Origin of the sequence: Pseudomonas sp. YQ_6 (assembly GCF_043103245.1) — a bacterium.
Taxonomy (GTDB): Bacteria; Pseudomonadota; Gammaproteobacteria; order Pseudomonadales; family Pseudomonadaceae; genus Aquipseudomonas; species Aquipseudomonas alloputida.
This window is the reverse complement of record NZ_JBICJR010000017.1, coordinates 87,076-108,479: the sequence shown is the minus strand read 5'-3', so window position 1 is coordinate 108,479 and position 21,404 is coordinate 87,076. Positions and strand designations below refer to the sequence as shown.

Genomic DNA, 21,404 nt, shown 5'->3' with positions numbered 1-21,404 from the left:
TTTCCTTTAAGTACGCAGTGGCTTGATTGCCATGCTGGTGTTCGGTGCCACGTCGGTGCCTTGCGCGCTGCTGGCCGGGCGGCTGTTCCAGTGCGGCAGCAACACCAGCGCCGAGAACAGCGCACAGCCTGCGAACACGATGAACACCGTGACGCCGTCGAAGTAACCCGGCAGCAGCCCACCCAGCACCGCGCCCACCGAGCCACAGCCATTGACAAAACCTGCTGCGGTGGCGCCGGCCTTGGCGGTGCCGAAGTCGATGGCTGCAGCGCCGCTGATCATCGAGTCCGGCCCGTACAGGGTCAGGCCCATGACGAACAGCAGGGCCACCACCAGCAGCACGCTGCCGGTGTGCATGGCCGCCATGAACAACGCCAGTGTCACGGTCAGCAGCACCAGGCTGATCACGCAGGCCGGCATGCGTCGGGCGCCAAACAGTTTGTCCGAGGCCAGGCCGATCATGATCGGGCCAAGCAGCCCGGCCAGTTCGAAAGCAGTCGGGATGATTGCCGCGCCCACTTTGCCCACCGAGGGCATCTGCTCGAAGACGATCACAGGGCCCCACAGCAAGATGGCGTAGCGCGCCGGCTTCAGCAGGAAGTACGCCAGGCCCAGGGTCAACACCGTGCGGTTGCGCAGGATCTCCCGCAGGGGTGCCCATACGCTGCACAGGCTGCCGGCCGGGGCCATGCTTTGCGGCTCGGGCTCAACCGCTGGCAAGCCGACGTCCTCGGGTTTGTTGCGCTGCAGGAAGAAGAACAGCACCGCCACCAGCGCCACCACTGCCGCGCTTGAGAAGAACGCCGCATGCCAGGTGCCCACCAGGGTGTAGGCCCACCAGCCCGCGAACGGCGAGGCCACCAGGCCGCCGAAGGCATAGCATGAACTCCACAGGCCCAGCACCCGCCCGCGCTGCGAAGCCGGGAAGAAGCTGCCGATGTTCTTGCACAAGCCGGCCCAGCCGGTGGATTGCGCCAGGCCCTGTACCAGCATGCAGGTAGCAAAGATCGGGAAGGTTGCGTAACTGCCCATCACGACTGCCGCCGCCGCAGAAATCAACAACCCGCCCAGCACCACCACGCGCGGGCCGAAGCGGTCGGCAAGCATGCCCCAGGTGAATTGGCCCACGGCATAGGCGGCCAGGTAGATGGCATCAAGGTTGGCCATGGCGGCCTTGTCGAGCATGAAACCTGGGTCTTCGGCGATGCCCAGCTTGGCCACCGAGAAGGCTTTGCGGGTGAAGTAGAAGGCGGCGTAAGCCAGCCAGGTGATGGCGAAAATCTGGATGCGCCAGCGTTTGAACGCGGCTAGGGATTGGTTCATGTAAGTCTGACCTCTTGCTCAAGTGTGCCGGCAGAATGTGAAGAAACGCCTGTCTTGTTCTTGTGTTACGCACAGCGATGACGAGGCTGTCATCGGGTCAGGTGGCGCCGTGTGAGCGCCATGGCCCTGGCGGCATTCGTGGTGCCAGCGTCGGGCTGAAATCTATGGAAACAGTTGCTGTAAGATAAATAAAATCGATTTATCGTATTACACACATAAGCCCAGCTTGTTACTGAGGTTGTCATGTCGGTTTCCCACGCTCAACTCAAGGCTTTCCACGCGGTGGCCGTGCACGGCAGCTTTACCCGCGCCGCCGAAAAGCTGTTTCTTACCCAGCCTGCGGTGTCCGACCAGGTGCGCAAACTGGAGGAGCGCTTCGGTGTATTACTGTTCCACCGCAACAAACGCTCGGTGCAGCTCACCGACCTTGGCGAGCGGCTGCTGGGCATCAGCCAGCGCCTGTTCGCCTGCGAGGCCGAAGCCCAGGAGCTGTTGCACGACTCGCGTGCGCTGCACACCGGCAGCCTGGTGCTGGCAGTGGATGCGCCGGTGCACGTGCTGCCGCAGATCGCCCGCTTCTGCCAGCGTTATCCGGGTATCCAGGTGAAGATCGAAACGGGCAATACCGACGAATCGCTGGCGCGGCTGTTCAGCTATCAGGCCGACCTGGCCCTGCTGGGGCGGGACGTCGACGATGAGCGCCTGCATTGCCTGCCGCTGCGTCGTGACCCGATGGTGGCGTTCGTTTCCCACCACCACCCATGGGCCAGCCGTGGCTCGATCAGCCTGGCCGACCTCGATGACATGCCGCTGGTGCTGCGCGAGCCCGGTTCGGTGACGCGGCAGACGCTGGAGGAAGAGATGCAACGTGCCGGGCTGCGGATACGCGCAGCGATCCAGGTGGAAGGCCGGGAAGCGGCGCGTGAAGCGGTGGTGGTAGGGATTGGTGTGGGCGTGGTGTCGGCGGCGGAGTTCGGTGCCGATGCGCGGGTGTGTGCGTTGCCGATTGTCGATTGCCAGCGGCATTTGACCGAGACCCTGGTGTGCCTGAGCGAGCAGCGTACGCGCCGGGTGGTGGCGACTTTCCTGCAGATGGTCGAGGAAGGGGTGTAGGCCAGATCAGGCAACCCAACTATGCTGGGATAACCCCAATCCCCGGGCCCCCACCCCATGCTCTACCGCCTTGCCGCCGACACCCTGGTGCTGCTGCACCTGGCCTTCATCCTGCTGGTGCTGTTCGGCGGCCTGCTGGTGCTGCGCTGGCGCCCTGCCCTGTTGCTGCACCTGCCGGTCCTGGCCTGGGGCCTGGCGGTGGAGTGTCTGCACCTTGGCTGCCCGCTCACCACCTGGGAAAACCGCATGCGCAATGCCGCCGGTGACGCAGGTTACCAGGGCAGCTTCGTCGAGCACTACGTCTGGCCAATGATCTACCCCGCCGGCCTGACCCCGCAGATCCAGCTGCTGCTGGGCACCCTCGTGCTAGTGCTGAACCTCGGCATCTACAGCTACGTGGCCTGGCGCTGGCGCCGCCCTAGCGGGTAGCGATCACGAACAACCGCGGGAAGGGCAACAGTACCTTGCCATCAGAGGCCGGCGGATAGTCGCGCTGCATGGCCTGCAGGTACATCTGCAGGAAGTCGGCCTGCTCCTGCTCATCAAGCCTGGCCAGATAAGGCCGCAACGCCGAGCCCTTGAACCATTCCACTACCGCTTCGGCACCCCCCACCAACGGGTGATGATAGGTGGTGCGCCACACGTCCACCCGCGCGCACAGCGGGCTGAGCAAGTCGTAGTAGAACGCCGCGTTGTGCCGTGGCGGCAGCTGCAAGTCGGCGAACTTCGCCGCCCAGGGGCCTTGGCTTGCGATCTCGCGCAACTGCCGGTGGGCCGGCTCGTCGAGGTTGTCCGGGGTCTGCACAGCCAGGCTGGCGCCTTCGCTGAGCTGGCGCACCAGGTGCGGATACAGCAAGGCGTGGTCAGGTACCCATTGCAGCGAGGCATTGGCCAGGATCAGGTCCTGCGGCTCGGGGGCAGTCCAGCCGGCAATGTCGGCAATGACCGTGCGCACACGCGGGATGCACAGCCGCTTGCGCTCACGGGCCTTGTCGATCATGTCCGGGTCGCTGTCCAGCGCCGTCACCTGGGCATCGGGGTAACGTTGCAGCAGCACTTCGGTCGAGTTGCCGGGGCCGCACCCCAGGTCGGTGGCGTGGCGCACCGGCCGTGGCGGGATGGCGGCAATCAGGTCGCGTACGGCGCGTGTGCGTTCGTCTTCGAACAGGGAATACTGGTTGGCGGACCAGGCCATGTGCGGCTCCTTTGGGCGGGCAATGTGCCTAGCATATGCCATCTGTCGCCCGGCGGGACGGTTGCGAACGGATTACCCCGGAACTGATCACCTGTGCTTGAAGTCAGTCCTTGCATGCACACGCCTGTGAAGACCTACATCGCCCTCGCCATCCTGGCCCTGATCGCTGCGGCCGCCCTGCTCGGCTCACCGTGGATGAACCAGCGTTTCCACATGCCCGCAGAAAAAGCCCAGGCCCAACAACGCGAAACGGCCGGGTCCCCAAGGGAGCCGGCCGTTTCCAGACGCGAGTGACGCTTAGTGCTGCTTGCTACCAGAGCGGATCTGGTGCACCACACCCATCACCACCACGACCGCCGCAGCGATACCGGTGGAAATGACCAGGATCTGGTAGTCAGGCATGAAGGCCATGGTGACCAGAGCAGCCACGATGAACGCGATCACCAGGTAGGTCAGCCACGGGAACAGCCACATCTTCAGGCGTACTTCCTTGCCCTCGGCAATCAGCTTGCGGCGCATGCGCAGCTGCGAGAAGGCGATGACCAGGTACACCAGCAGGGCGATCATGCCGGTGGTGTTCATCAGGGTGTCCAGCACGTCTTTCGGGCGCAGGGTCTCGCTGAAGTTGATCAATGCACACACCACGGCCACGGCGCACGAACCCATGATCGCGTACACCGGTACACCGGTACCGGCGCGGGTGATCTTGAAGAACGACGGCGCGTCGCCACGCTGGGCCAGGGAGAACAGCATGCGCGATGCGGTGTAGTGGCCAGAGATCAGGCAGCTGCTCACGGAAGTCAGCACCACGAAGTTCATCAACAGCTCGGCATACGGCACGCCCAGCAGCTCCAGGGTACGGCGATAAGCGCCATAGCCAGAAACACCCAGGTGCGGGTCGTTCCACGGTACCAGGCAGACGATCAGGAAGATCGAGCCGACGTAGAACAGGCACACACGCCAGACCACCGAGTTGGTCGCCTTGACGATCTGCGCAGCCGGGTCCTTGGCTTCGGAGGCCGCGATGGTAACGATTTCGGCGCCGAGGAAGGCGAACATCACCCCGAGCAAGGCACCGATTACAGTGGTGATGCCATTGGGCATGAAGCCTTCGGCGGTGAGGTGGCTGATGCCACGCACTTCACCGAACTGCCAGATGTTCATCACGGCAGCCGTACACACGATCAGGAAGCAGACGATCGCAATCACCTTGATCAAGGCGAACCAGAACTCGAACTCACCGTAGTGCTTGACGTTGAAGAAGTTGACGGTGATCAGCAACAAGGTCGTGGCCAGCACGAATACGTTGACGCTGACGTCGGGGAAGAAGCCATGCAGGATCTTGCCCGCCACATAGGCTTCCCAGGCCATGAGGATGACCCAGTACCACCAGTACAGCCAGCCGATGGTAAAACCGGCCCAACGGCCAATGGCGCGGTCGGCGTAGGTCGAGAACGAGCCGGTGTCAGGCGAGGAAGTCGCCATTTCACCCAGCATGCGCATGATCAGCACCACCAGGATGCCGCCTGCCAGGTAGGCCAGGACAGCGGCTGGGCCGGCGCTGTGGATCACGCTGCCGGAACCGACGAACAAGGCGCCGCCGATAACCCCGGCGATCGACATCATCGTCAGGTGGCGCGACTTCAGCGAGGCACTGAGCTTGCTCTCGTGCCCGCTTTTCGCGGTGGTGGTTGTGGATGTTGCGTCCATCAGTTGTGTACCCCGTGCTTCTTCTTATCCAAGGAAAACTGTGAAATCCCGATGGCTGGCGATTTCACCTGTACATCAGTGCTAATGCGGGCAGGATGGTGTGAATTACACACGCAGGCCTTCCATGGCGGCCTGCTGACGCGCCCCAGGGCGACTGCCTGAGGCGAACTGAACATGCTTTATGTGGCGATATCCGACACCTAATGTAAAAATGTCCGACGCAGAGAGCCATGCACAGTGGCATGAATCTCGCACTGCACTGTATAGGTCGCCCATGCAGTACACCCTGCAGACGCCAGGCGATACGCACCCTGAAGGCCCCGAATGTTCGAATTACATCCAGACTCCTCTACCCCGCTGGTCAACCAGATCATCGATGGGCTGCGCGAGCTGATCGACAACCAAACCCTCAAGCCAGGCGCCAAGGTCCCGTCGATCCGCGCCTTTGCCGCCAGCTATTCGGTGAGTACCTTCACCGTGGTCGAGGCCTACGACCGCCTGGTCGCCCAAGGGCTGCTGGTGAGCCGTGGCAATGCGGGGTTCTTCGTCAACCGTGCGGCGGGCGAACTGCTGGAGCAGCACAACACCGAGGCCGACACCAGTCGACCAACGTTCAACTCCGAGTGGTACCTGCAGCAGATTTTCGAAACCCGCCAGTTGCCGTACAAACCAGGGTGCGGCTGGCTGCCCAACGACTGGATGTACGAAGACGGCCTGCGCCGCGGCCTGCGCCAGGTGGCGGGTAGCCCGCTGGAGTTGTCGGGGTACGGCGACCCCATGGGCCTGATGGAGCTGCGTGCGCTGACCGCACAGAACCTGCAACAAGAGCTGTCGATCGTCGCCAACCCGGCACAGCTGATGCTCACCCACGGCGCCAGCCAGGCCCTGGACCTGGCCGCACGCACACTGGTGCGCCCGGGCGATGTGGTGCTGGTGGACGACCCCGGCTACCCGAACCTCATGAGCATCCTGCGCACCCAAGGCGCAACCCTGGTAGGCGTGCCACGTACACCGGCCGGCTACGACCTGAACCAGCTGGAGCAATTGCTCACCCACCATCGCCCGACGGCGTTCTTCACCCAGCCGCACCTGCACAGCCCGACGTGCTCGCGCACCCCGCTGCCGCAGTTGCACCGCCTGCTGCAGCTTGCCAGCCAGCATGGCTTCCGCCTGGTGGAGAACAACCTGTACGCCGACATGGTCGCCGAGCCGCAGCCATGCCTGGCCAGCCTCGACCATCTGCAGCAGGTGGTGTACGTGGGCAGCTATTCCAAGAGCATTTCGCCCAACGTGCGGGTCGGCTACATGCTGGCCAACCCCGAGCTGATGCAAAAACTGCTGCACCTGAAGATGCGCTCAGGCCTGACCACCTCGCAGGTCATGGAGCGCGTGGTGTATGCGGCGATCATCGACGGGCGCTGGCGCAAGCACCTCAAGCGCCTGCGCCAGCGCCTGGCCGAGGCGCATCAGGAAGTTGGCCGGCATCTGCATCGATTGGGCTTCGAACTGTTCACCGAATCGGATGAAGGCATGTACATCTGGACCCGCCACCCGGCGATTCCCGACAGTGCCGCGTTGCTGGACGATGCGCTGGAGAAAGGCATCATGCTCGGCCCTGGGCAGTTGTTCATGGTCGACGCCAAGGCGACCGGGTGGATGCGGTTCAACGTGGCGTTCAGTACGGATCCGGCGATGTGGGAGTTGTTGGAGAAGGTGTTGGTGAAGCACGTGCGGCGGGGTGGGATGTAGGGGGTGTCGACCCCGATCGATGGAGGGCAAAAACTCGAAAGCCGCAAAGCGCCCATGGGAATGGGTTCACACGCGAAAAGGCCGGCAGCCAAACCACCGATGCCGGCCTCTGGCACTTATCGCCAGTCCGCCTGTTCAGCAAAGAACGCCTGCGCATTCACCTCCAGGCTCTCCAGGTGATAGCCCCCCTCCTGGACAATCAGGCAAGGCAAGCGCAACGCCCGAATTCGCTCACCCAACGCAGCGAACCCTTCAGTGGTCACAGCCACCTTGCTCTGCGGGTCCAGTTCGTAGATATCGAACCCCAGCGACAGCACCAGTACCTCGGCACCAAAGTCCGTCACTGCAGCCAGCGCAACCTCCAGCTGCCCCATGAAGTCCGCCTCGCTCGCCCCATGCGCCATCGGCAGGTTGAGGTTGTACCCCTCCCCCTCACCCCGGCCACGCTCGTCCGCGAACCCGGCCACACCCGGGTAGAAGTTGGTCGGGTCGCCATGGGTCGACACATACAGCACATCACGGCGATCGTAGAAGATCTCCTGAATCCCTTGTCCATGGTGCATGTCGGTATCGAGGATCGCTACACGGTTGTAGCGGCTGCGCAGGGCCTGGGCGGCCACGGCGGCGTTGTTGATGTAGCAGAAGCCGCCAGCGGCATCGAACCGCGCATGGTGCCCCGGTGGTCGGCACAACGCATAGGCGGCGGGCTCCCCGTCGAGGATGGCCTTGGCCGCTGCAACCGCGCTTTGCGCCGACCAATAGGCCGAGTGCCAGGTGTGTTCGCCCACCGGGCAGCTACCGTCTGCCAGGTAGCGGCCGGCCTGGGCGAGGATGCCGCGCAGAGCGTTGGGCTCACGCACGAAAATGTTGGACATGACCTCGTCACCCCAGTCTTCGGGCACTTCTTTCCAACGTGCATGGGCCTCTTCGAGAAAGGCCAGGTAGGCCTCACCATGCACGGCCTTTAGCGGTTCAAGGCCGGCATCGTCGGGCTGGCGGATGTCGAAACCCAGGTCTTTGGCCGCCTTCAGCAGGCGCTGGGCGCGCTCGGGGACTTCCTGCGGGGTGCGCATGGCGCCGCGCGAGTAGTAACTGCGTGGGTGGTGCAGCAGTTGTTCGGGGTGGAAGTAGCAACGCATCAGCCTTCTCCTTGTTCGACACGGCCCGCACGGGCCAACACGGCGTTCAGCAGCACATCGGCACCCTGTCGGGCATCGTCGGGTAATACGTCTTCGGCTTCGTTGTGGCTCAGGCCGCCGACGCAGGGGATGAACACCATGGCCGTCGGGCAGTATCGGGCCAGCAGGATGGCATCGTGACCGGCACCGCTGACGATTGATTGCTGGGCGTAGCCCAGTTCGTCCACCGCCTGCTGCACGGCAGCCACACATGCAGGGTCGAACGGCGTGGCCGGGCTGACCCAGTGGCGTTCGATGCGTACCTGCAGGCCGCGCTGGCTGGCAATGGTTTGCAGCTTCAGGCTCAGGTCGCGCTCCATGGCTTCGATGGCTTCATCGCAGTGGTGGCGCAAGTCGACCGTAAAGCGCAGCAGGCCAGGAATGGTGTTGCGCGAGGACTTGGCAATCGACAACTCGCCCACAGTGGTCAGCCCTTCGGGTGCGAAGTCCGCTGCCAACTGCTCGACCGCCTGGATCATCCGCGCCGCGCCATACAGGGCATCCTTGCGCAGGGGCATCGGTGTCGTACCCGCGTGGGCCGCCATGCCTTCGACCGTGACGTCCAACCAGCGAATCGCTTGCCCGCCGCTGACGACACCAATGGCCTTGGCGTTGTCTTCAAGGATCGGACCTTGCTCAATATGCGCTTCGAAATAGGCATCCACCGGGCCACCTAAAGGGCGCTGGCCGGCGAAGCCCGTTCGCTGCAGTTCGTCGGCGACGCTGAGGCCATCGGCATCGCGGATAGCCAGCGCTTCGGCCAGCGCGAGGCTGCCCGTGAACACTGCCGAGCCAAACATGGCCGGCGTGAAGCGCGCGCCCTCCTCGTTCGTCCACACGGCAATTTCCAGCGGCTTGCGAGTGTGGATGTTCAGCTCGTTGAGGCGGCGCACCACTTCAAGCCCGGCCAGCACGCCATAGACACCGTCGAAACGACCGCCTTCGGGCTGAGTGTCGAGATGGCTGCCCATCATTACCGGTGCGGCATTCGGGTCACTACCTGGACGACGGGCGAACAGGTTGCCTATGGCATCCACCGTCAGCGTCAGGCCGGCTTCGCGGCACCAGTGGCTGAACAGTTCACGGCCCGCCTTGTCCTCGTCGCTGAGCGCCAGGCGGCAGCTACCGCCGCGGGCGGTGGCGCCGATTTCGGCCATGGCTATCAGGCTCGCCCACAGGCGTTCGCCATTGCTTTTCAACATGTGCGGGTACTCCAGAGTCGATCGGATCAGGCCAGTTCCAGGTGCTGGCTACGGGCGTACTGGCGCGCCAGGGCAAGCACGCAGACCAGCGAAAGGGTGGCGATCAAGGTGTAGAACACTGCCATCGGCCACCACTGGCCACTAAAGGTGTGGGCCAACCAGGTGCCGATCAGCGGGGTCAGGCCGCCGGCAAGGGCGCCGCAGATCTGGTAAGCCAGGGAAATGGCGGTGTAGCGCACGCGGGTTTCGAACATGCCGCTGACGTAGCCGGCGATCACCGCGTAGAAAGAGGCCATGCAGGCAGCGGCCAAGGCGATGCCTAGCACAATCAGGGGCCCGTGGCCCGAGCTCACCAGCACAAACATTGGGTAGGGCGAGGCCATCGCCAGCAGGGCGACCAGGGCCAGGAAGCGAGTTGCACCAATCTTCTCCGACAGCCAGGCCGCCAGGGGCTGCACAAAGAACTGGATGATTGCCACGAAGAACAGGCATTCCAGAATCAACGAGCGCTCCAGGTGCAATTGCTGGGTGGTGTAACTGATCATGAAGGTATTGGTGAAGTAGACCCCGGCAATGCCCAGGGTATTGGCGCCGATACACAGCAACAGCGGGCGCCAGGCGGTGCGCAGCACCTCGAGGGCCGGAGCCTGCTCCTTGCACCTGGCCTTTTCTGCCTGCTCGCGGCTGGCCAGGAACTCAGGCGACTCATTCACGCCCAGGCGAATAGCCAGCCCCACCAGTAGCAGCAGTGCGCTGGCCAGGAACGGCACGCGCCAGCCCCAGCTCATCAGCGCCTCTTCAGGCAGTCGGGTGACCGCACCAAACGCCAGCAGCGACAGGATAAGGCCCGCCGGGCTACCCAACTGGGCGAACGACGCGAAGAAGTTGCGGCGGCCCTTGGGCGCATGCTCGCCGGCCATCAGTACCGCCCCGCCCCACTCGCCGCCCACGGCAATCCCCTGGACGATGCGCAGCAGGATCAACAGCACCGGCGCGGCCGCGCCGATTTGTGCGTAAGTCGGCAGCAGGCCGATGCAGACAGTGACGATGCCCATCATCAGCAGGGTGATGACCAACGACTTCTTGCGACCGATACGGTCGCCCACGTGACCGAAGATGATGCCGCCAAGCGGCCGGGCGAAGAAGCCCACGGCGAAGGTACCGAACGCGGCCATGGTGCTGAACAGGCTGTCGTCGGAGGGGAAGAACAAGGCACCGAAGACGAGCGCGGCGGCGGTGGCGTAGATGTAGAAATCGTACCACTCGATCATGGTGCCGATGAATGCGGCGGCGGCGGCACGACGCGGTTGAGCGGAAGCGGTCGGCTTCATGGGGGCTCCTTTGCTTGTTGTTCTGGCAGGAGTTGCAAGGGTCACGGGGCGCTCTGCTGGCGCTTGGCCTGTTGACTCGATGGTGCCTTTTCAGCGGGACAACCCGCTTCCACAGCGTCTGCGCGATCACTGCAGGCGGGGATTCACCCGCGAAGGGGGCCAACGTCGATGCAACAGGTTTCGATGACTGCGATTTATCGGCCGGAGGCTATGATTAGTCAATTTTCTATTTATTATGCGCACTATTAGCCATGCTTATCATCGAGCCCTGCCATGCCTGACCGCTTGCTCAACGACCGCCTCGACTGGAACCTGCTGCGCACCTTCCGGGTCATCGGCCAGGAGCTGTCCATCAGCCGTGCCGCCGCCCGCCTGCACCTCACCCAGCCGGCAGTGAGTCAGGCGCTCAAACGCCTTGAAGAGCAGCTTGGCCGCCAGCTCATTGCCCGTCGCGGACCGCGCTTCGTATTGACAGAAATGGGCGAGCAGCTGTTCCAGCTGGCTGGCGAGGTGTACGGGCAGATGTCGCAGATCGGCGGCTTGCTGGAACAACCGGCGGACGAGCTGGTGGGCAAAGTGCGCCTGCTGATGATCAGTCGCATCGTCAGCGAACGTTTCGATGACTTCCTGGCCAACTTCCATCGCCAGCACCCAAGGGTCGAGTTGGAAATCGACGTGATGCGCAGCTCCGATATCGTCGCCGCCCTGCAGGAGAAAACCGCTACAGCGGGCCTCAGCCTCAACCGGCGTGCACAGCCACGGCTGGAGCAGCGGCTGTTTCTGCGCCAACGATATGCATTCTTCTGTGGCAAGCACCATGCCTTGTTCGGCCAGGCCGAAGGCGATTTACAGCGGGAGAACTTTGTCAGTTTCACCAGCGACCAAATTGGCGGCATGTTGTCGCCGCTGACCATTTTCCGCGACCAACAAGGGTTTGCCGGGCGCATCGTGGCGTCATCGCCAAGCCTTGAGGAAGTGCGCCGACTGGTGATTGCCGGGTTTGGCATCGGCTGCCTGCCCGAACATGTGGTGGCACCGGATGTTGACGCGGGCTTGCTTTGGAAGCTGTCGCCGCACGAAGGGATTGCCGATGTGGACATTCACCTGCTGTGGAACAGAGAGCAGCGATTCAGCCGGGCGGAGGAGATGTTTATCGAGGCGTTGCAGCGGGTCATCACCTGACGCGCTGAGCCGCTCGATAGACCGCTCAGCATTCGCGCTTGCCAACTGATTACCACTACCACAACGACACGCTCGTCGTTGACTTGGCGGCGCACCACTTGCCCGAGGCCTTACGCCACAACTTGGATCCCATCTTGTGACGGAGTATGCTAGGCAATAGCTAAACGCCACTACCCAGGCAGGCTCAGTGCCTGCTTTCAAGGACGAGCCTTTGCCCAGCCACCCGACCCGCCACACCATCGCCCGCCAGTGGCAACTGCTCAAGTTGCTGCCCGGCCGCCACCCGGGAATGAGCTCCACCCAGTTGCAGGCTGCCCTGACAACCGTGGGCCATACCACCAGCAAACGCACCGTCGAGCGCGACCTGGTCGAGCTCGCCGCACTGTTCCCGCTTCAGTGCAACAGTAAAGGCATGCCTTATGGCTGGTACTGGCAACCGGGCTTGAGCCTGGGCGAAGCGCAGCAGCTGCAACCCGACGCACTTGCCCCCCCGACACACGTCGTACTGTATGCCTGGGTCGATGACGCGCTGGCCCGCCGCCTGGAGCAATCACCCCTGTCCGTCGATATGCAACTGACGCCCCAGGCTGGCGGCGGCGCCGCGCTGGTGGCCACCGTCGACGACAACCGCGCGCTGATGGGCTGGCTGCTGTCCCAGGCGGGGTCGATCCGCATCCAGGCGCCGCAGGCGCTGCGCGCGGCCATGATTGAACAATTGCGCCAGAGCCTGGCGCTGCATGAGGGCGAAGGCGGCTGCAAGCAATAGCGCCAACGGCGTCAGTAGGTTCCCGGATACGCCCCGCCATCGATCAGCAGGTTCTGCCCGGTGATGTAGCCGGCATGCGCGCTGCACAGAAATGCGCAATACGCGCCAAACTCCGCGGCATCGCCAAAACGCGACGCCGGAATGGCCTTGCGCCGCGCCTGGGCAGTGACTTCCACATCACCACCCGCAGCCTTCAAGGTCTTTTGCAGACGCGCCGTGTCGAACGCCCCAGGCAACAGGTTGTTGAGTGTCACATTGCAGCCCGCCAAACGCTGCTGCCGGGCCAGGCCGGCAATGAATCCGGTCAGGCCACTGCGGGCACCGTTGGATAAACCCAGCATGTCGATCGGTGCCTTCACCGCGCCGGAGGTGATGTTCACCACCCGGCCAAAACCACGCTCGGCCATGCCATCTACCACCGCCTTGATCAGCTCGATGGGCGTGAGCATGTTGGCGTCCAGCGCCTTCAGCCAGTCATCACGCCCCCAATCACGGAAGTCCCCCGGTGGCGGGCCACCGGCGTTGTTGACCAGAATGTCGACCTGCGGGCAGGCCGCCAACAGCGCCTGGCGCACCTTGGGATCGGCAACATCCCCTGCCACGGTATGGACCTCGATGCCCGGGCAGGCCCTGCGCAACTCGCTGGCGGTCTGCTCCAGGGTGGCTTGGGTACGGGCATTGATGACCAGGTTGACGCCTTCTTTGCCCAACGCTTCGGCGCAGCCTTTGCCAAGGCCTTGACTGGCCGCGCAGACGATGGCCCAGCGGCCGGTGATGCCTAGATCCATTGGTTTAGTCCTTGATGCAATCAGGGTGACAGGGTGACTGACAGGCGCTGCCGGGGCAATCTAGAGGACAGGACAGGGCCACCGATAATGAAAAGAACTGATCCACCGATAACCGCCGCTTATCCCTGCCAGCGCTTCGGCAACGGACTGGAAATCAATGGGGACCGTCACACTTCACCCGCCGTCAGTTCCTCCACCAGCAATCGTGCCGCAGGCGATAACGGCGCCGCGACCCGGTGCACGATGCCGAACGGCTCGCTCAACGCCCGTAGCGGCACCGCCAGCGACACCAGCAACCCGCGCTGCTCGGCAAAGGCCGCCACTGCACGGGGAATGACTGCCACCAACGTCGGGTCATCTTCAAGCAGCATGAAGGTGGCGAAGGTGGAAAAGGTCTCCAGTGGGTACCGTGACACCTCCACCCCCGCCTCGCTCAACTCGCGTTCCAGCGCTTGGCGCATGGGCATGTTGGCCGGATAAACCACCCAGCGATAATGGCTCAGGTCGCTGATCTTGAGTGCCGCCGCCCCGGCCAGCGGATGCTGCGGATGCGCGACCACCGTCAACGGCTCCTGGGCCAGTTCGACAAAGCCATATTCCGCCGCGTTGCGGCCCAGCCCTGGCCGGCAGATGGCCAGGTCCAGGCGCCCTTCGTCCAGCTGGACGAGCAGGTTGGCGCTGGTATTCTCGGCGATTTCCACTGCCAGTTGCGGCTGTTTGCGGCGCAAGCGCCCGAGGGCGCTGACCAGTGTGGGCATAGCCCCCATGATACTGCCCACCGCCAGCCGCCCGCCCTGGCCTTGGACGATGCCCAACACCTCTTCGCGCAGATGCCCCAGGTCACTGTGGATCAGCCGCGCGTAGCGCACCACGCATCGGCCCACGTCGTTGGCAACCAGGCCGCTGGGCATTCGCTGGAACAACGGTACGCCCAGTATCTCCTCGACCTCACGCAGGGCCTTGGTGGCACCGGGCTGGGAAATGGCCATGGCTTCAGCTGCCTTGTGCAGCGAGCCACAGCGGTCCAGCTCGATCAGCAAGCGCAACTGGCGCAGGCGCAGGCGAGAAAAAATGGAATCCAGAGAAGGGATCATCAGGCAGGCTCGGCAGGGGTTTCGTCATGCCGAGCACTATAGAGGGTCGTCTGCGGGGGCGTATTGAGTTTTCCGCAAATGACCCTCGATCGCAGAACGAATGCACGGATTTTTCTGCAGGCTGTTTTACCGCGGGTCACGACGTGCCAGGCAGGCATAGGCCAAGGCCATTACACTGGCCGCCAGTATGCCAAGCAGTATCATCAGCTCACGGCTGTAACGGGCTACCATGGCCGGAAAACCGATGACCTCGCGATACACCTGCACATGGGCCTCACCGTCGGCGTGGCTGATACTGACCCCGCCATGGCGGATCTGCGAGTAGTCGGCATCGAAATACACCCACACCTTGCAGGTGCCACCTGGCTCGATGGCCGGGATATCAACCTGGGCGATGGCGGTTTCCAGCAGCGTGTCGTTGCCGGCAGCATCGCGCACCTGCACCAGGCCCTTGGCTGGCAGGCGGATTTTCACCTGCCGGACCTGCGCATCACCACTGTTGTGCAGTTCGATCAGCAGGCCGGTACGGTGGTCGACCAGCCCTGCCTCGAAAGGCTTGGCGAACAGCTGGGCATAAGGGGCCTGCGCCATTTCGATGAGCCGCTCGACCTGATCATGGCCCAGCTGGCCTTGAACGATACCGTTGATTCGCCCCTGCAACTGCTCGTACTTGAGCTGCTCGCTGGCCTTGCTGATCCGCTCGCTGAACTGGCTGGGATAAGTGAGGTAGGCATAGGTCAGTGACGCCTCAAGGCGCGGATTGCCCCTGAGCAACGCGTAGGCGGCCAACAGGACCATCAGGCCGATCAGCACGGCGACGAGAAGCTTCCCCACCTTGTCCCAGCTCAATGCATGCTTCCTTCTGTCGTGTTACAGACGATTAAAACCGCCCAAGGGTGCCAAGTTCGCGCCCCCCAGGCAAGCCTGGCTAGGCTTCGCCCCCGCCTTCGCGCGCCTGACGCATCTGCAGCAACTGGCCGTCGATCAGTGACTTGGCCATCCCCGCCAGGTAGTACGTGGCCTTCATCATCACCTGGCGGTCGTCAGGCCTGTCGATGGCCTTGCGGGTGATTTCGGTGATGCAGCCCATGATGCCCGAAGCTTCCATCAGTGCGGTGCGTATTGGCAGTTGCGGTTTCATTTGCACCAGTTCGGCATCGCTGTTGCCAAAGCGGCTCGCGGCTTGCACGACATAGGGCTTGCTGCTGTTTTTCGGCTTTTCGCTGTCCATGTCCATTCCTCAAGGTTAGGTGCTAGCCGAGGCTAGGCCGCTGCCTACCCCATTACAATGACAAAGGGGTGGAAAGGGTCACTTTAGGAAATGGACTACAAGAACCCTGCACAGGGAGCGCCGAGCCACCGCTCAGCCCCCCTTGACCCGCCCCCGACAGTGGCGGACGATCAACCTCCCCCACACAAGGACGAACACCATGCTGCGGATACTGGGAAGAGCCTCTTCCATCAATGTGCGAAAAGTCCTGTGGGCCTGCGCCGAATTCGAGATCGCGTTCGAGCGCGAAGACTGGGGTTCTGGCTTCAAGGCCACTGACAGCACCGAGTTCCTCGCGCTGAACCCCAACGCCATGATTCCGGTGATCCAGGACGGCGACTTCACCTTGTGGGAATCCAATAGCATCATCCGTTACCTGGCCAGCCGCTACGGCGCCACCGCGTTCTATCCCGGCGAAGCCCAGGCGCGAGCGCGGATCGACCAGTGGATCGACTGGCAGGCCTCGGACCTGAACCGCTCGTGGAGCTACGCGTTCATGTCGCTGGTCAGGCATTCGCCCGCTCACCAGGACCCGCAAGCACTGGCTGCCGGTTGTGCCGAGTGGTCACGCTACATGCGCATCCTCGACCGCCAGCTGGCCAGCACCGGTGCCTATGTGGCCGGCAGCCAGTTCACCCTGGCCGACATCCCGATCGGCCTGTCGGTCAACCGCTGGTTCGAAACGCCGTTCGAGCACCCGCACCTGCCTGCTGTGCGCGATTACTACGAGCGCCTGAGCGAGCGCCCTGCCTATCACTTGCATGGCCGAAACGGTACGCCGTAATACCGGCAAGGACGTGAATCGAGGGGCGCAAAGCGCCCCAAGGTTCCGGCCTGCTACAGCGCAACCTGCCCCCCTGCTACCACCCCTCGCCCACGCCAGGCAAACAGCAGCACCAGTACCAACCCCAGCGTCGCCATCGCAGCCCCCGCCAAGGAAATCGCCGGGTAGCCCAGCCCCGCATTGATCACTGCGCCGCCCAGCGCCGCACCGATCGCATTGCCCAGGTTGAACGCGCCAATGTTCACCGCCGAGGCCAGGTTGGGTGCATCCTTGGCCGCCTCCATGACCCGCATTTGCAGCGGCGGCACCAGGGCAAAGCTGGCCGCACCCCAGACCAGGATCGCCAGGGCGGTCGGCAGCGGCCAGTCCAGTACCAGCGGAAACACCAGCAGCACGGCAATCAGCCCAGCCAGTGACAGGATCAGGGTGCGATCGATCGAGCGGTCCGCCGCCTTGCCGCCCCACACGTTGCCCAAGGTCAGGCCGACACCGAACAGCACCAGCATGGCCGTCACGAAGGGGGTGGACGCCGCCGCTTCATGCTGCAGGATCGGCGCAATGTAGGTGAACACCGTGAACATGGCGCTGGAACCCACCACGGTCAGCAACAAGGCCGCCAGTACCGGCCTGCGGCCCAGCACACGGATCTCGGCCATGGCACCCTCGCCCTTGGGCGAGGCAACATTGGGCAGTGCGTACCAGAGTGTGGTCATCGCCACCAGGCCAAGCCCGGCAATACCCCAGAACGCCGTGCGCCAACCCAGCATTTCACCCAACCAGGTCGCCAACGGCACGCCGCCGATGGTGGCCAGGGTCAAACCCATGAACATTGCAGCCACGGCCCCGGCGCGCTTCGCGGGCGGCACCACACTGGCCGCGACGATCGAGCCGATGCCGAAGAAGGCGCCGTGGTTGAGTGAAGTGACCACGCGGGCGACCAGCAGGCTGGCGTAGTCGCTGGCCACGGCCGACATCAGGTTGCCCAAGGTGAAAATGGCCATCAGCCCGATCAACAGGTAACGGCGCGGGATCTTCACCGTGGCCAGGGTCATCAGCGGCGCGCCGATCAGCACGCCAATGGCATAGGCACTGACCAGCAGCCCGGCAGCAGGAATGGAAACGCCAAGGTCGGTAGCGATACTGGGCAACATGCCCATGGGGGCGAACTCTGTAACGCCGATGCCGAAGGCACCGATGGCGAGTGCGACAAGCGGTGGATTGATACGCATGGCAAGCTCCTTATCTATGCCGCAAATGCTACAATCCGTTTAAAATGAGCACTAGACTGCATTTTTGCGAACCACCTTTGCTTGCGAGGCACAAATGGACTTCAGTGGCAGATCCGGCGAGATGGAGATTTTTGCCAAGGTGGCGCAAGCGGGCAGCCTGTCTGCCGCCGCCCGGGCGCTAGGCCTGACGCCCTCGGCGGTCAGCCGCATTCTCGCCCGCACCGAACAGCGCCTGGGTACCCGCCTGCTACTGCGCACGACCCGGGCGCTCACCCTCACCCCCGAGGGAGAGGCCTACCTGCGCGGCGCACGGCGGGTGCTGGCGGACATGCTCGAAGTGGAAGAAGCCATCACTGACCAAGGCGTGCCACGCGGGCGATTGCGGGTCAGCGCTGCGCTGGGCCATGCCCGGTTGACCGTAGTGCCGCTGCTGGCGGCCTTCAGCGCACGCTACCCGCAAGTGCTGGTTGACCTGACCCTCAGCGACGAGGTGGCCGACATTCTCGGCGGCCAGGCCGACGTGGCGCTGCGCTTCGGTCACCTGCCGGACAGCTCGTTGAGCGCTCGCGCCATTGGCGAGACCGGCCAGGTAGTGGTGGCCTCGCCAGAATACCTGCAACGCCACGGTACCCCGCTTGAACCTGAAGACCTGGCCCGGCACAACTGCCTGCGCTTCAACTTCCGCCGCGCGATGCCCGACTGGCCGTTTCACCGCGACGGGCATACGTTCTCACTGAAGGTTAAAGGGAATATCGAATGCAGCAGTGGCGAGGCGCTGGCGCAGCTGGCCAGGCTGGGCGCCGGCGTGGCGCGTATCGGCACCTTTACCGTGGCCGATGACCTGGCCAACGGGCAACTGGTGCCGTTGCTGGAGGCTTACAACCCTGGGGATCGGGAACCGATTCATGCGGTGTTCGTCGGCGGCCCGGCCATGCCGGCACGGGTGCGGGTGTTTGTGGATTTTCTGGTGGAACAGCTATCTGGCGGTCTGTAGGGCCGGCCTCATGTCGCGACAGGGCCGCCCACGCGCGCCCTGATCAGTCTCATCACGCTTGCATGCCGGCCAGGATAAAGCCCATGAACCGCCGCACATCCGCCCGGTGTGCCGCCATGTCCAGCGGCTCGCGGCTGCAAAGGCGCAGCAACTGAAGGTGCCCGTAATCGTTGATCAGGAACGCCGCATAGCCCACGTCCAGCCCAGCCGCCAGCCTGCCGCTGTCGCACAAGTCCTGTAGCAGGCATTTCAACTCGTTGACCAACGCGTCGTTGACGCGCCTGTAGGCATCCGGCACGCCCTGCTGCTCAGCCCCCAGCAACGGCAGCAACGGCGGCAATATCTCGCGCCAGAGCGGTGCAGGCAGCACCTCGAATGCGTAATCGGTCAAGTGCGCTTCGTAGCAGCACAGGGCCTCCAGCGCATCGTCGAATTCCGGCAGGCGCCGCCGGGCTTCGGTCACCGCCCGGTGGTCGGCCTCGCGGAGCTTCTCCAGCAAAATTTCCTGCTTGCTGCCGAAATAGGCAAACACCGTGGGCACCGACACTGCGGCCAAGCGCGCGATCTGCTCCATGGTGGTGGTCTGGTAACCCTGCGTTTCAAACAGGCCTAGCGCCGTTCGGCTGATGGTTTCACGACGCATCGCCTTCTGCTGCTCGCGCAGTCCGCTCACATTCACACCTTTTTCGAATCGTACACGTCGGCGCACAGCATAACGCAAAGCTGCGTCGTAAAAATATTTTATTGACTAAAAGTTTTAATGAACTCAAAACTAATGCTCCATTCTGACCTGGGAGTTGCCATGTCCACCGCCGCAGACCTTATTATTCACAATGCCCGCATCTACACGGTCGACCCGCACAGGCCTTGGGCTGAGGCGGTGGCCATCTGCGGCGAACGCATCGTTTGCGTGGGCGACCACGGCAGCGTCATGGCATACGCCGGCCCTGCCACACGCCTGCTGGATGCCGGCGGCAAACTGGTGCTGCCGGGCTTCGTCGAGTCTCACTGGCATTTTTCCTCTACCGCCTTTGCCTTTCAGGCGCTGGTCAACCATACAGACCCGCAACAGGTGCTGGCCCTGCTCCAGGCCTACGTCGAGGCCAACCCCTGTGAAAAAGCCATTACCGGCATGGGCTGGATCCAGCCATTGATGCCTGGGCATATGTTGCGCCGCGAAGTACTGGATGCCATCTGTGCGGACAAGCCCGTGTGCCTGCTGTCCACCGACTATCACACCATGTGGGTCAACAGCTTCGCCCTGAACGCTGCCGGCATCGACCGCAACACCCCGCCACTAGAAGAGGGCGCCAGCTGGTTCGAAAAGGACCCGATCACCGGCGAGCCCACGGGCGTGATCATTGACTGCGCCGCCTATTCGCTACTGATGCAACGTCTGAGCGAAGCCGGCTACCTACCGACAGGCATCGACCTGTACCTGCGCTCGATCCCCTTTTGGCAAGAGAAACTGGTGGCGGCCGGGATTACCACGGTATTCGATGCCGGTTTCCTCGACCCCGCTGGCGACCAGTCGCTGCTGTATGAAACCCTGCAGCAACTGGAGCGTGAGGAGCGCCTGAAACTGCGGGTGGTCGGCAGCTACATCAACATGGGCACCGAGGACGATCCGGTCACGCGGCTGCAGGCCCTGCGCGAACGCTACGACTCGCCGCTGGTCAAGGCGCAGACCCTCAAGCTGATGCTGGACGGGACCGAGCTGAACCACACCGCGTTCCTGCTCGAGCCCTATTGCGACAAGCCACACAGCTGCGGATCGACGACCATGCCCGAGGAAGTGTTCGAGGGCCATGTGCGCAAGGCCGACGCCCTGGGTATCGACGTGATGGTGCATGCAGTGGGCGATGCCGCCGTGCGCATGGCGCTGGACGTGTTCGAGCGCACGTTCTCCAGCAATCCGCCCCGCGACCGTCGTCACGTCATCACTCACGCCTTTCTCACCCACCCCGACGACATCCCGCGCTTTCGCCGTATCGGCGTCATGGCCAACACCCAGTTGCAGTGGGGCGTGGTCGACGCCTACGCCGAGGCCATCCAGCAGACCTATGGCTACCCACGCTGGGCGTCGATGTATAAATTCCGCAGCTTCATCGACCAAGGTGTGACCGTGTCCATCGGCATGGACGGCCTGGTGTGCCAATGCCGATGCCAGCACAAGCCTGTGGAACACATCGAATCGGGCCACACCCGCCAGCTCAGTGGCGAACCCGATGCCCCTGTGATGCCCGATGCCGACGAGCGCCTGAGTATCCCGCAACTGATCGCCGCCTATACCCTCAACGGTGCCTACCAACTGGGCCTGGAACGGGAAATCGGTTCGATCACCGTTGGCAAGCGTGCCGACATCATCGTGCTGGAGCAGGACCTGTTCGAACTGGACCGCTACCAGATCGGCAATACCGAAGTAGCGCTGACCGTAATGAACGGCCGCATCACCCACGACGCAGGTACCCTGCCCCGCGCCTGACCCCGGACCCG

Annotated in this window: 21 protein-coding genes; 9 read left to right on the top strand and 12 right to left on the bottom strand. The window is 63.5% G+C overall.

Going from position 1 to position 21,404, the window contains the following annotated elements; genetic code table 11:
* Positions 1-6 precede the first annotated feature (6 nt).
* Positions 7-1,323, bottom strand: coding sequence for an MFS transporter (locus ACF8FG_RS05295; RefSeq protein WP_076403218.1), 1,317 nt, complete (start codon positions 1,321-1,323; stop codon positions 7-9).
* A 243-nt stretch (positions 1,324-1,566) separates the two neighbouring features.
* Between ACF8FG_RS05295 and ACF8FG_RS05290 the strand changes: the two genes are divergently transcribed.
* Positions 1,567-2,436: a LysR substrate-binding domain-containing protein gene (locus tag ACF8FG_RS05290; protein WP_070384002.1), complete on the top strand. Its 870-nt coding sequence runs from the start codon at positions 1,567-1,569 to the stop codon at positions 2,434-2,436.
* A gap of 57 nt (positions 2,437-2,493) precedes the next feature.
* Positions 2,494-2,865 carry a DUF2784 domain-containing protein gene (locus ACF8FG_RS05285; RefSeq protein WP_014591492.1) on the top strand — a complete coding sequence of 124 codons (372 nt, stop codon included), beginning with the start codon at positions 2,494-2,496 and terminating at the stop codon, positions 2,863-2,865.
* Here the strand turns inward: ACF8FG_RS05285 and tam are convergent.
* Positions 2,855-3,631 carry a trans-aconitate 2-methyltransferase gene (gene tam, locus ACF8FG_RS05280; protein ID WP_019438830.1) on the bottom strand — a complete coding sequence of 259 codons (777 nt, stop codon included), beginning with the start codon at positions 3,629-3,631 and terminating at the stop codon, positions 2,855-2,857. The genes ACF8FG_RS05285 and tam overlap by 11 nt on opposite strands.
* A 114-nt stretch (positions 3,632-3,745) precedes the next feature.
* On the opposite strand from tam, the gene ACF8FG_RS05275 reads away from it, so the two are divergent.
* A complete protein-coding gene (locus ACF8FG_RS05275) occupies positions 3,746-3,925 on the top strand; it encodes a hypothetical protein (protein ID WP_019438829.1) in 180 nt (59 codons plus the stop codon).
* Between the two features lie 3 nt (positions 3,926-3,928).
* Here ACF8FG_RS05275 and ACF8FG_RS05270 read toward each other — a convergent pair whose 3' ends face one another.
* Positions 3,929-5,341 carry an amino acid permease gene (locus tag ACF8FG_RS05270; RefSeq protein WP_019438828.1) on the bottom strand — a complete coding sequence of 471 codons (1,413 nt, stop codon included), beginning with the start codon at positions 5,339-5,341 and terminating at the stop codon, positions 3,929-3,931.
* 324 nt (positions 5,342-5,665) lie between these two features.
* Between ACF8FG_RS05270 and ACF8FG_RS05265 the strand changes: the two genes are divergently transcribed.
* Entirely contained in the window at positions 5,666-7,090 is a 1,425-nt protein-coding gene (locus ACF8FG_RS05265; protein WP_392518626.1) for a PLP-dependent aminotransferase family protein, read from the top strand.
* Between the two features lie 116 nt (positions 7,091-7,206).
* On the opposite strand, the gene ACF8FG_RS05260 is transcribed toward ACF8FG_RS05265, so the two are convergent.
* The 3 genes from ACF8FG_RS05260 to ACF8FG_RS05250 are packed head-to-tail and all read right to left on the bottom strand — an operon-like array spanning position 7,207 to position 10,801.
* A complete protein-coding gene (locus ACF8FG_RS05260) occupies positions 7,207-8,229 on the bottom strand; it encodes a histone deacetylase family protein (protein ID WP_070384003.1) in 1,023 nt (340 codons plus the stop codon).
* On the bottom strand, positions 8,229-9,470 hold the full coding sequence (locus ACF8FG_RS05255; RefSeq protein ID WP_064490796.1) for a Zn-dependent hydrolase: 1,242 nt from the start codon (positions 9,468-9,470) through the stop codon (positions 8,229-8,231). Before ACF8FG_RS05255 ends, ACF8FG_RS05260 begins: the two co-directional genes overlap by 1 nt.
* 26 nt (positions 9,471-9,496) lie before the next feature.
* On the bottom strand, positions 9,497-10,801 hold the full coding sequence (locus ACF8FG_RS05250; RefSeq protein WP_318077699.1) for an MFS transporter: 1,305 nt from the start codon (positions 10,799-10,801) through the stop codon (positions 9,497-9,499).
* A 273-nt stretch (positions 10,802-11,074) separates the two neighbouring features.
* Here ACF8FG_RS05250 and ACF8FG_RS05245 point away from each other — a divergent pair, with 273 nt between their 5' ends.
* Together ACF8FG_RS05245 and ACF8FG_RS05240 are read left to right on the top strand one after the other, a co-directional pair.
* Entirely contained in the window at positions 11,075-11,983 is a 909-nt protein-coding gene (locus ACF8FG_RS05245; protein WP_014591500.1) for a LysR family transcriptional regulator, read from the top strand.
* A 211-nt stretch (positions 11,984-12,194) separates the two neighbouring features.
* Complete coding sequence (locus ACF8FG_RS05240; protein WP_041167176.1) at positions 12,195-12,749, top strand: WYL domain-containing protein; 555 nt, start codon at positions 12,195-12,197, stop codon at positions 12,747-12,749.
* Between the two features lie 11 nt (positions 12,750-12,760).
* Here ACF8FG_RS05240 and ACF8FG_RS05235 read toward each other — a convergent pair whose 3' ends face one another.
* The 4 genes from ACF8FG_RS05235 to ACF8FG_RS05220 form a co-directional block, all read right to left on the bottom strand.
* Positions 12,761-13,537 (bottom strand): SDR family oxidoreductase, encoded by a 777-nt coding sequence (locus ACF8FG_RS05235; RefSeq protein WP_010953470.1) that lies wholly within the window; start codon positions 13,535-13,537, stop codon positions 12,761-12,763.
* Between the two features lie 167 nt (positions 13,538-13,704).
* Entirely contained in the window at positions 13,705-14,631 is a 927-nt protein-coding gene (locus tag ACF8FG_RS05230) for a LysR family transcriptional regulator (protein ID WP_014591502.1), read from the bottom strand.
* Positions 14,632-14,757: 126 nt separating this feature from the next.
* The gene (locus ACF8FG_RS05225; protein WP_019438824.1) at positions 14,758-15,480 is read right to left on the bottom strand and encodes a hypothetical protein; all 723 of its coding nucleotides are present in this window, start codon (positions 15,478-15,480) and stop codon (positions 14,758-14,760) included.
* 79 nt (positions 15,481-15,559) lie between these two features.
* Positions 15,560-15,862, bottom strand: a complete 303-nt coding sequence (locus tag ACF8FG_RS05220) for a DUF3077 domain-containing protein (RefSeq protein WP_014591504.1) — start codon at positions 15,860-15,862, stop codon at positions 15,560-15,562.
* A 199-nt stretch (positions 15,863-16,061) separates the two neighbouring features.
* Between ACF8FG_RS05220 and ACF8FG_RS05215 the strand changes: the two genes are divergently transcribed.
* Positions 16,062-16,685: a glutathione S-transferase family protein gene (locus tag ACF8FG_RS05215; protein ID WP_010953466.1), complete on the top strand. Its 624-nt coding sequence runs from the start codon at positions 16,062-16,064 to the stop codon at positions 16,683-16,685.
* A 53-nt stretch (positions 16,686-16,738) separates the two neighbouring features.
* Here the strand turns inward: ACF8FG_RS05215 and ACF8FG_RS05210 are convergent, their stop codons facing one another.
* Positions 16,739-17,914, bottom strand: coding sequence for an MFS transporter (locus ACF8FG_RS05210; protein WP_070384005.1), 1,176 nt, complete (start codon positions 17,912-17,914; stop codon positions 16,739-16,741).
* Between the two features lie 94 nt (positions 17,915-18,008).
* Between ACF8FG_RS05210 and ACF8FG_RS05205 the strand changes: the two genes are divergently transcribed.
* Positions 18,009-18,908 carry a LysR substrate-binding domain-containing protein gene (locus ACF8FG_RS05205; RefSeq protein ID WP_014591506.1) on the top strand — a complete coding sequence of 300 codons (900 nt, stop codon included), beginning with the start codon at positions 18,009-18,011 and terminating at the stop codon, positions 18,906-18,908.
* Positions 18,909-18,960: 52 nt separating this feature from the next.
* On the opposite strand, the gene ACF8FG_RS05200 is transcribed toward ACF8FG_RS05205, so the two are convergent.
* A complete protein-coding gene (locus ACF8FG_RS05200; RefSeq protein ID WP_019438822.1) occupies positions 18,961-19,581 on the bottom strand; it encodes a TetR/AcrR family transcriptional regulator in 621 nt (206 codons plus the stop codon).
* A 129-nt stretch (positions 19,582-19,710) separates the two neighbouring features.
* Here ACF8FG_RS05200 and ACF8FG_RS05195 point away from each other — a divergent pair, with 129 nt between their 5' ends.
* Entirely contained in the window at positions 19,711-21,393 is a 1,683-nt protein-coding gene (locus ACF8FG_RS05195) for an amidohydrolase (RefSeq protein ID WP_178095686.1), read from the top strand.
* Positions 21,394-21,404: the final 11 nt, after the last annotated feature.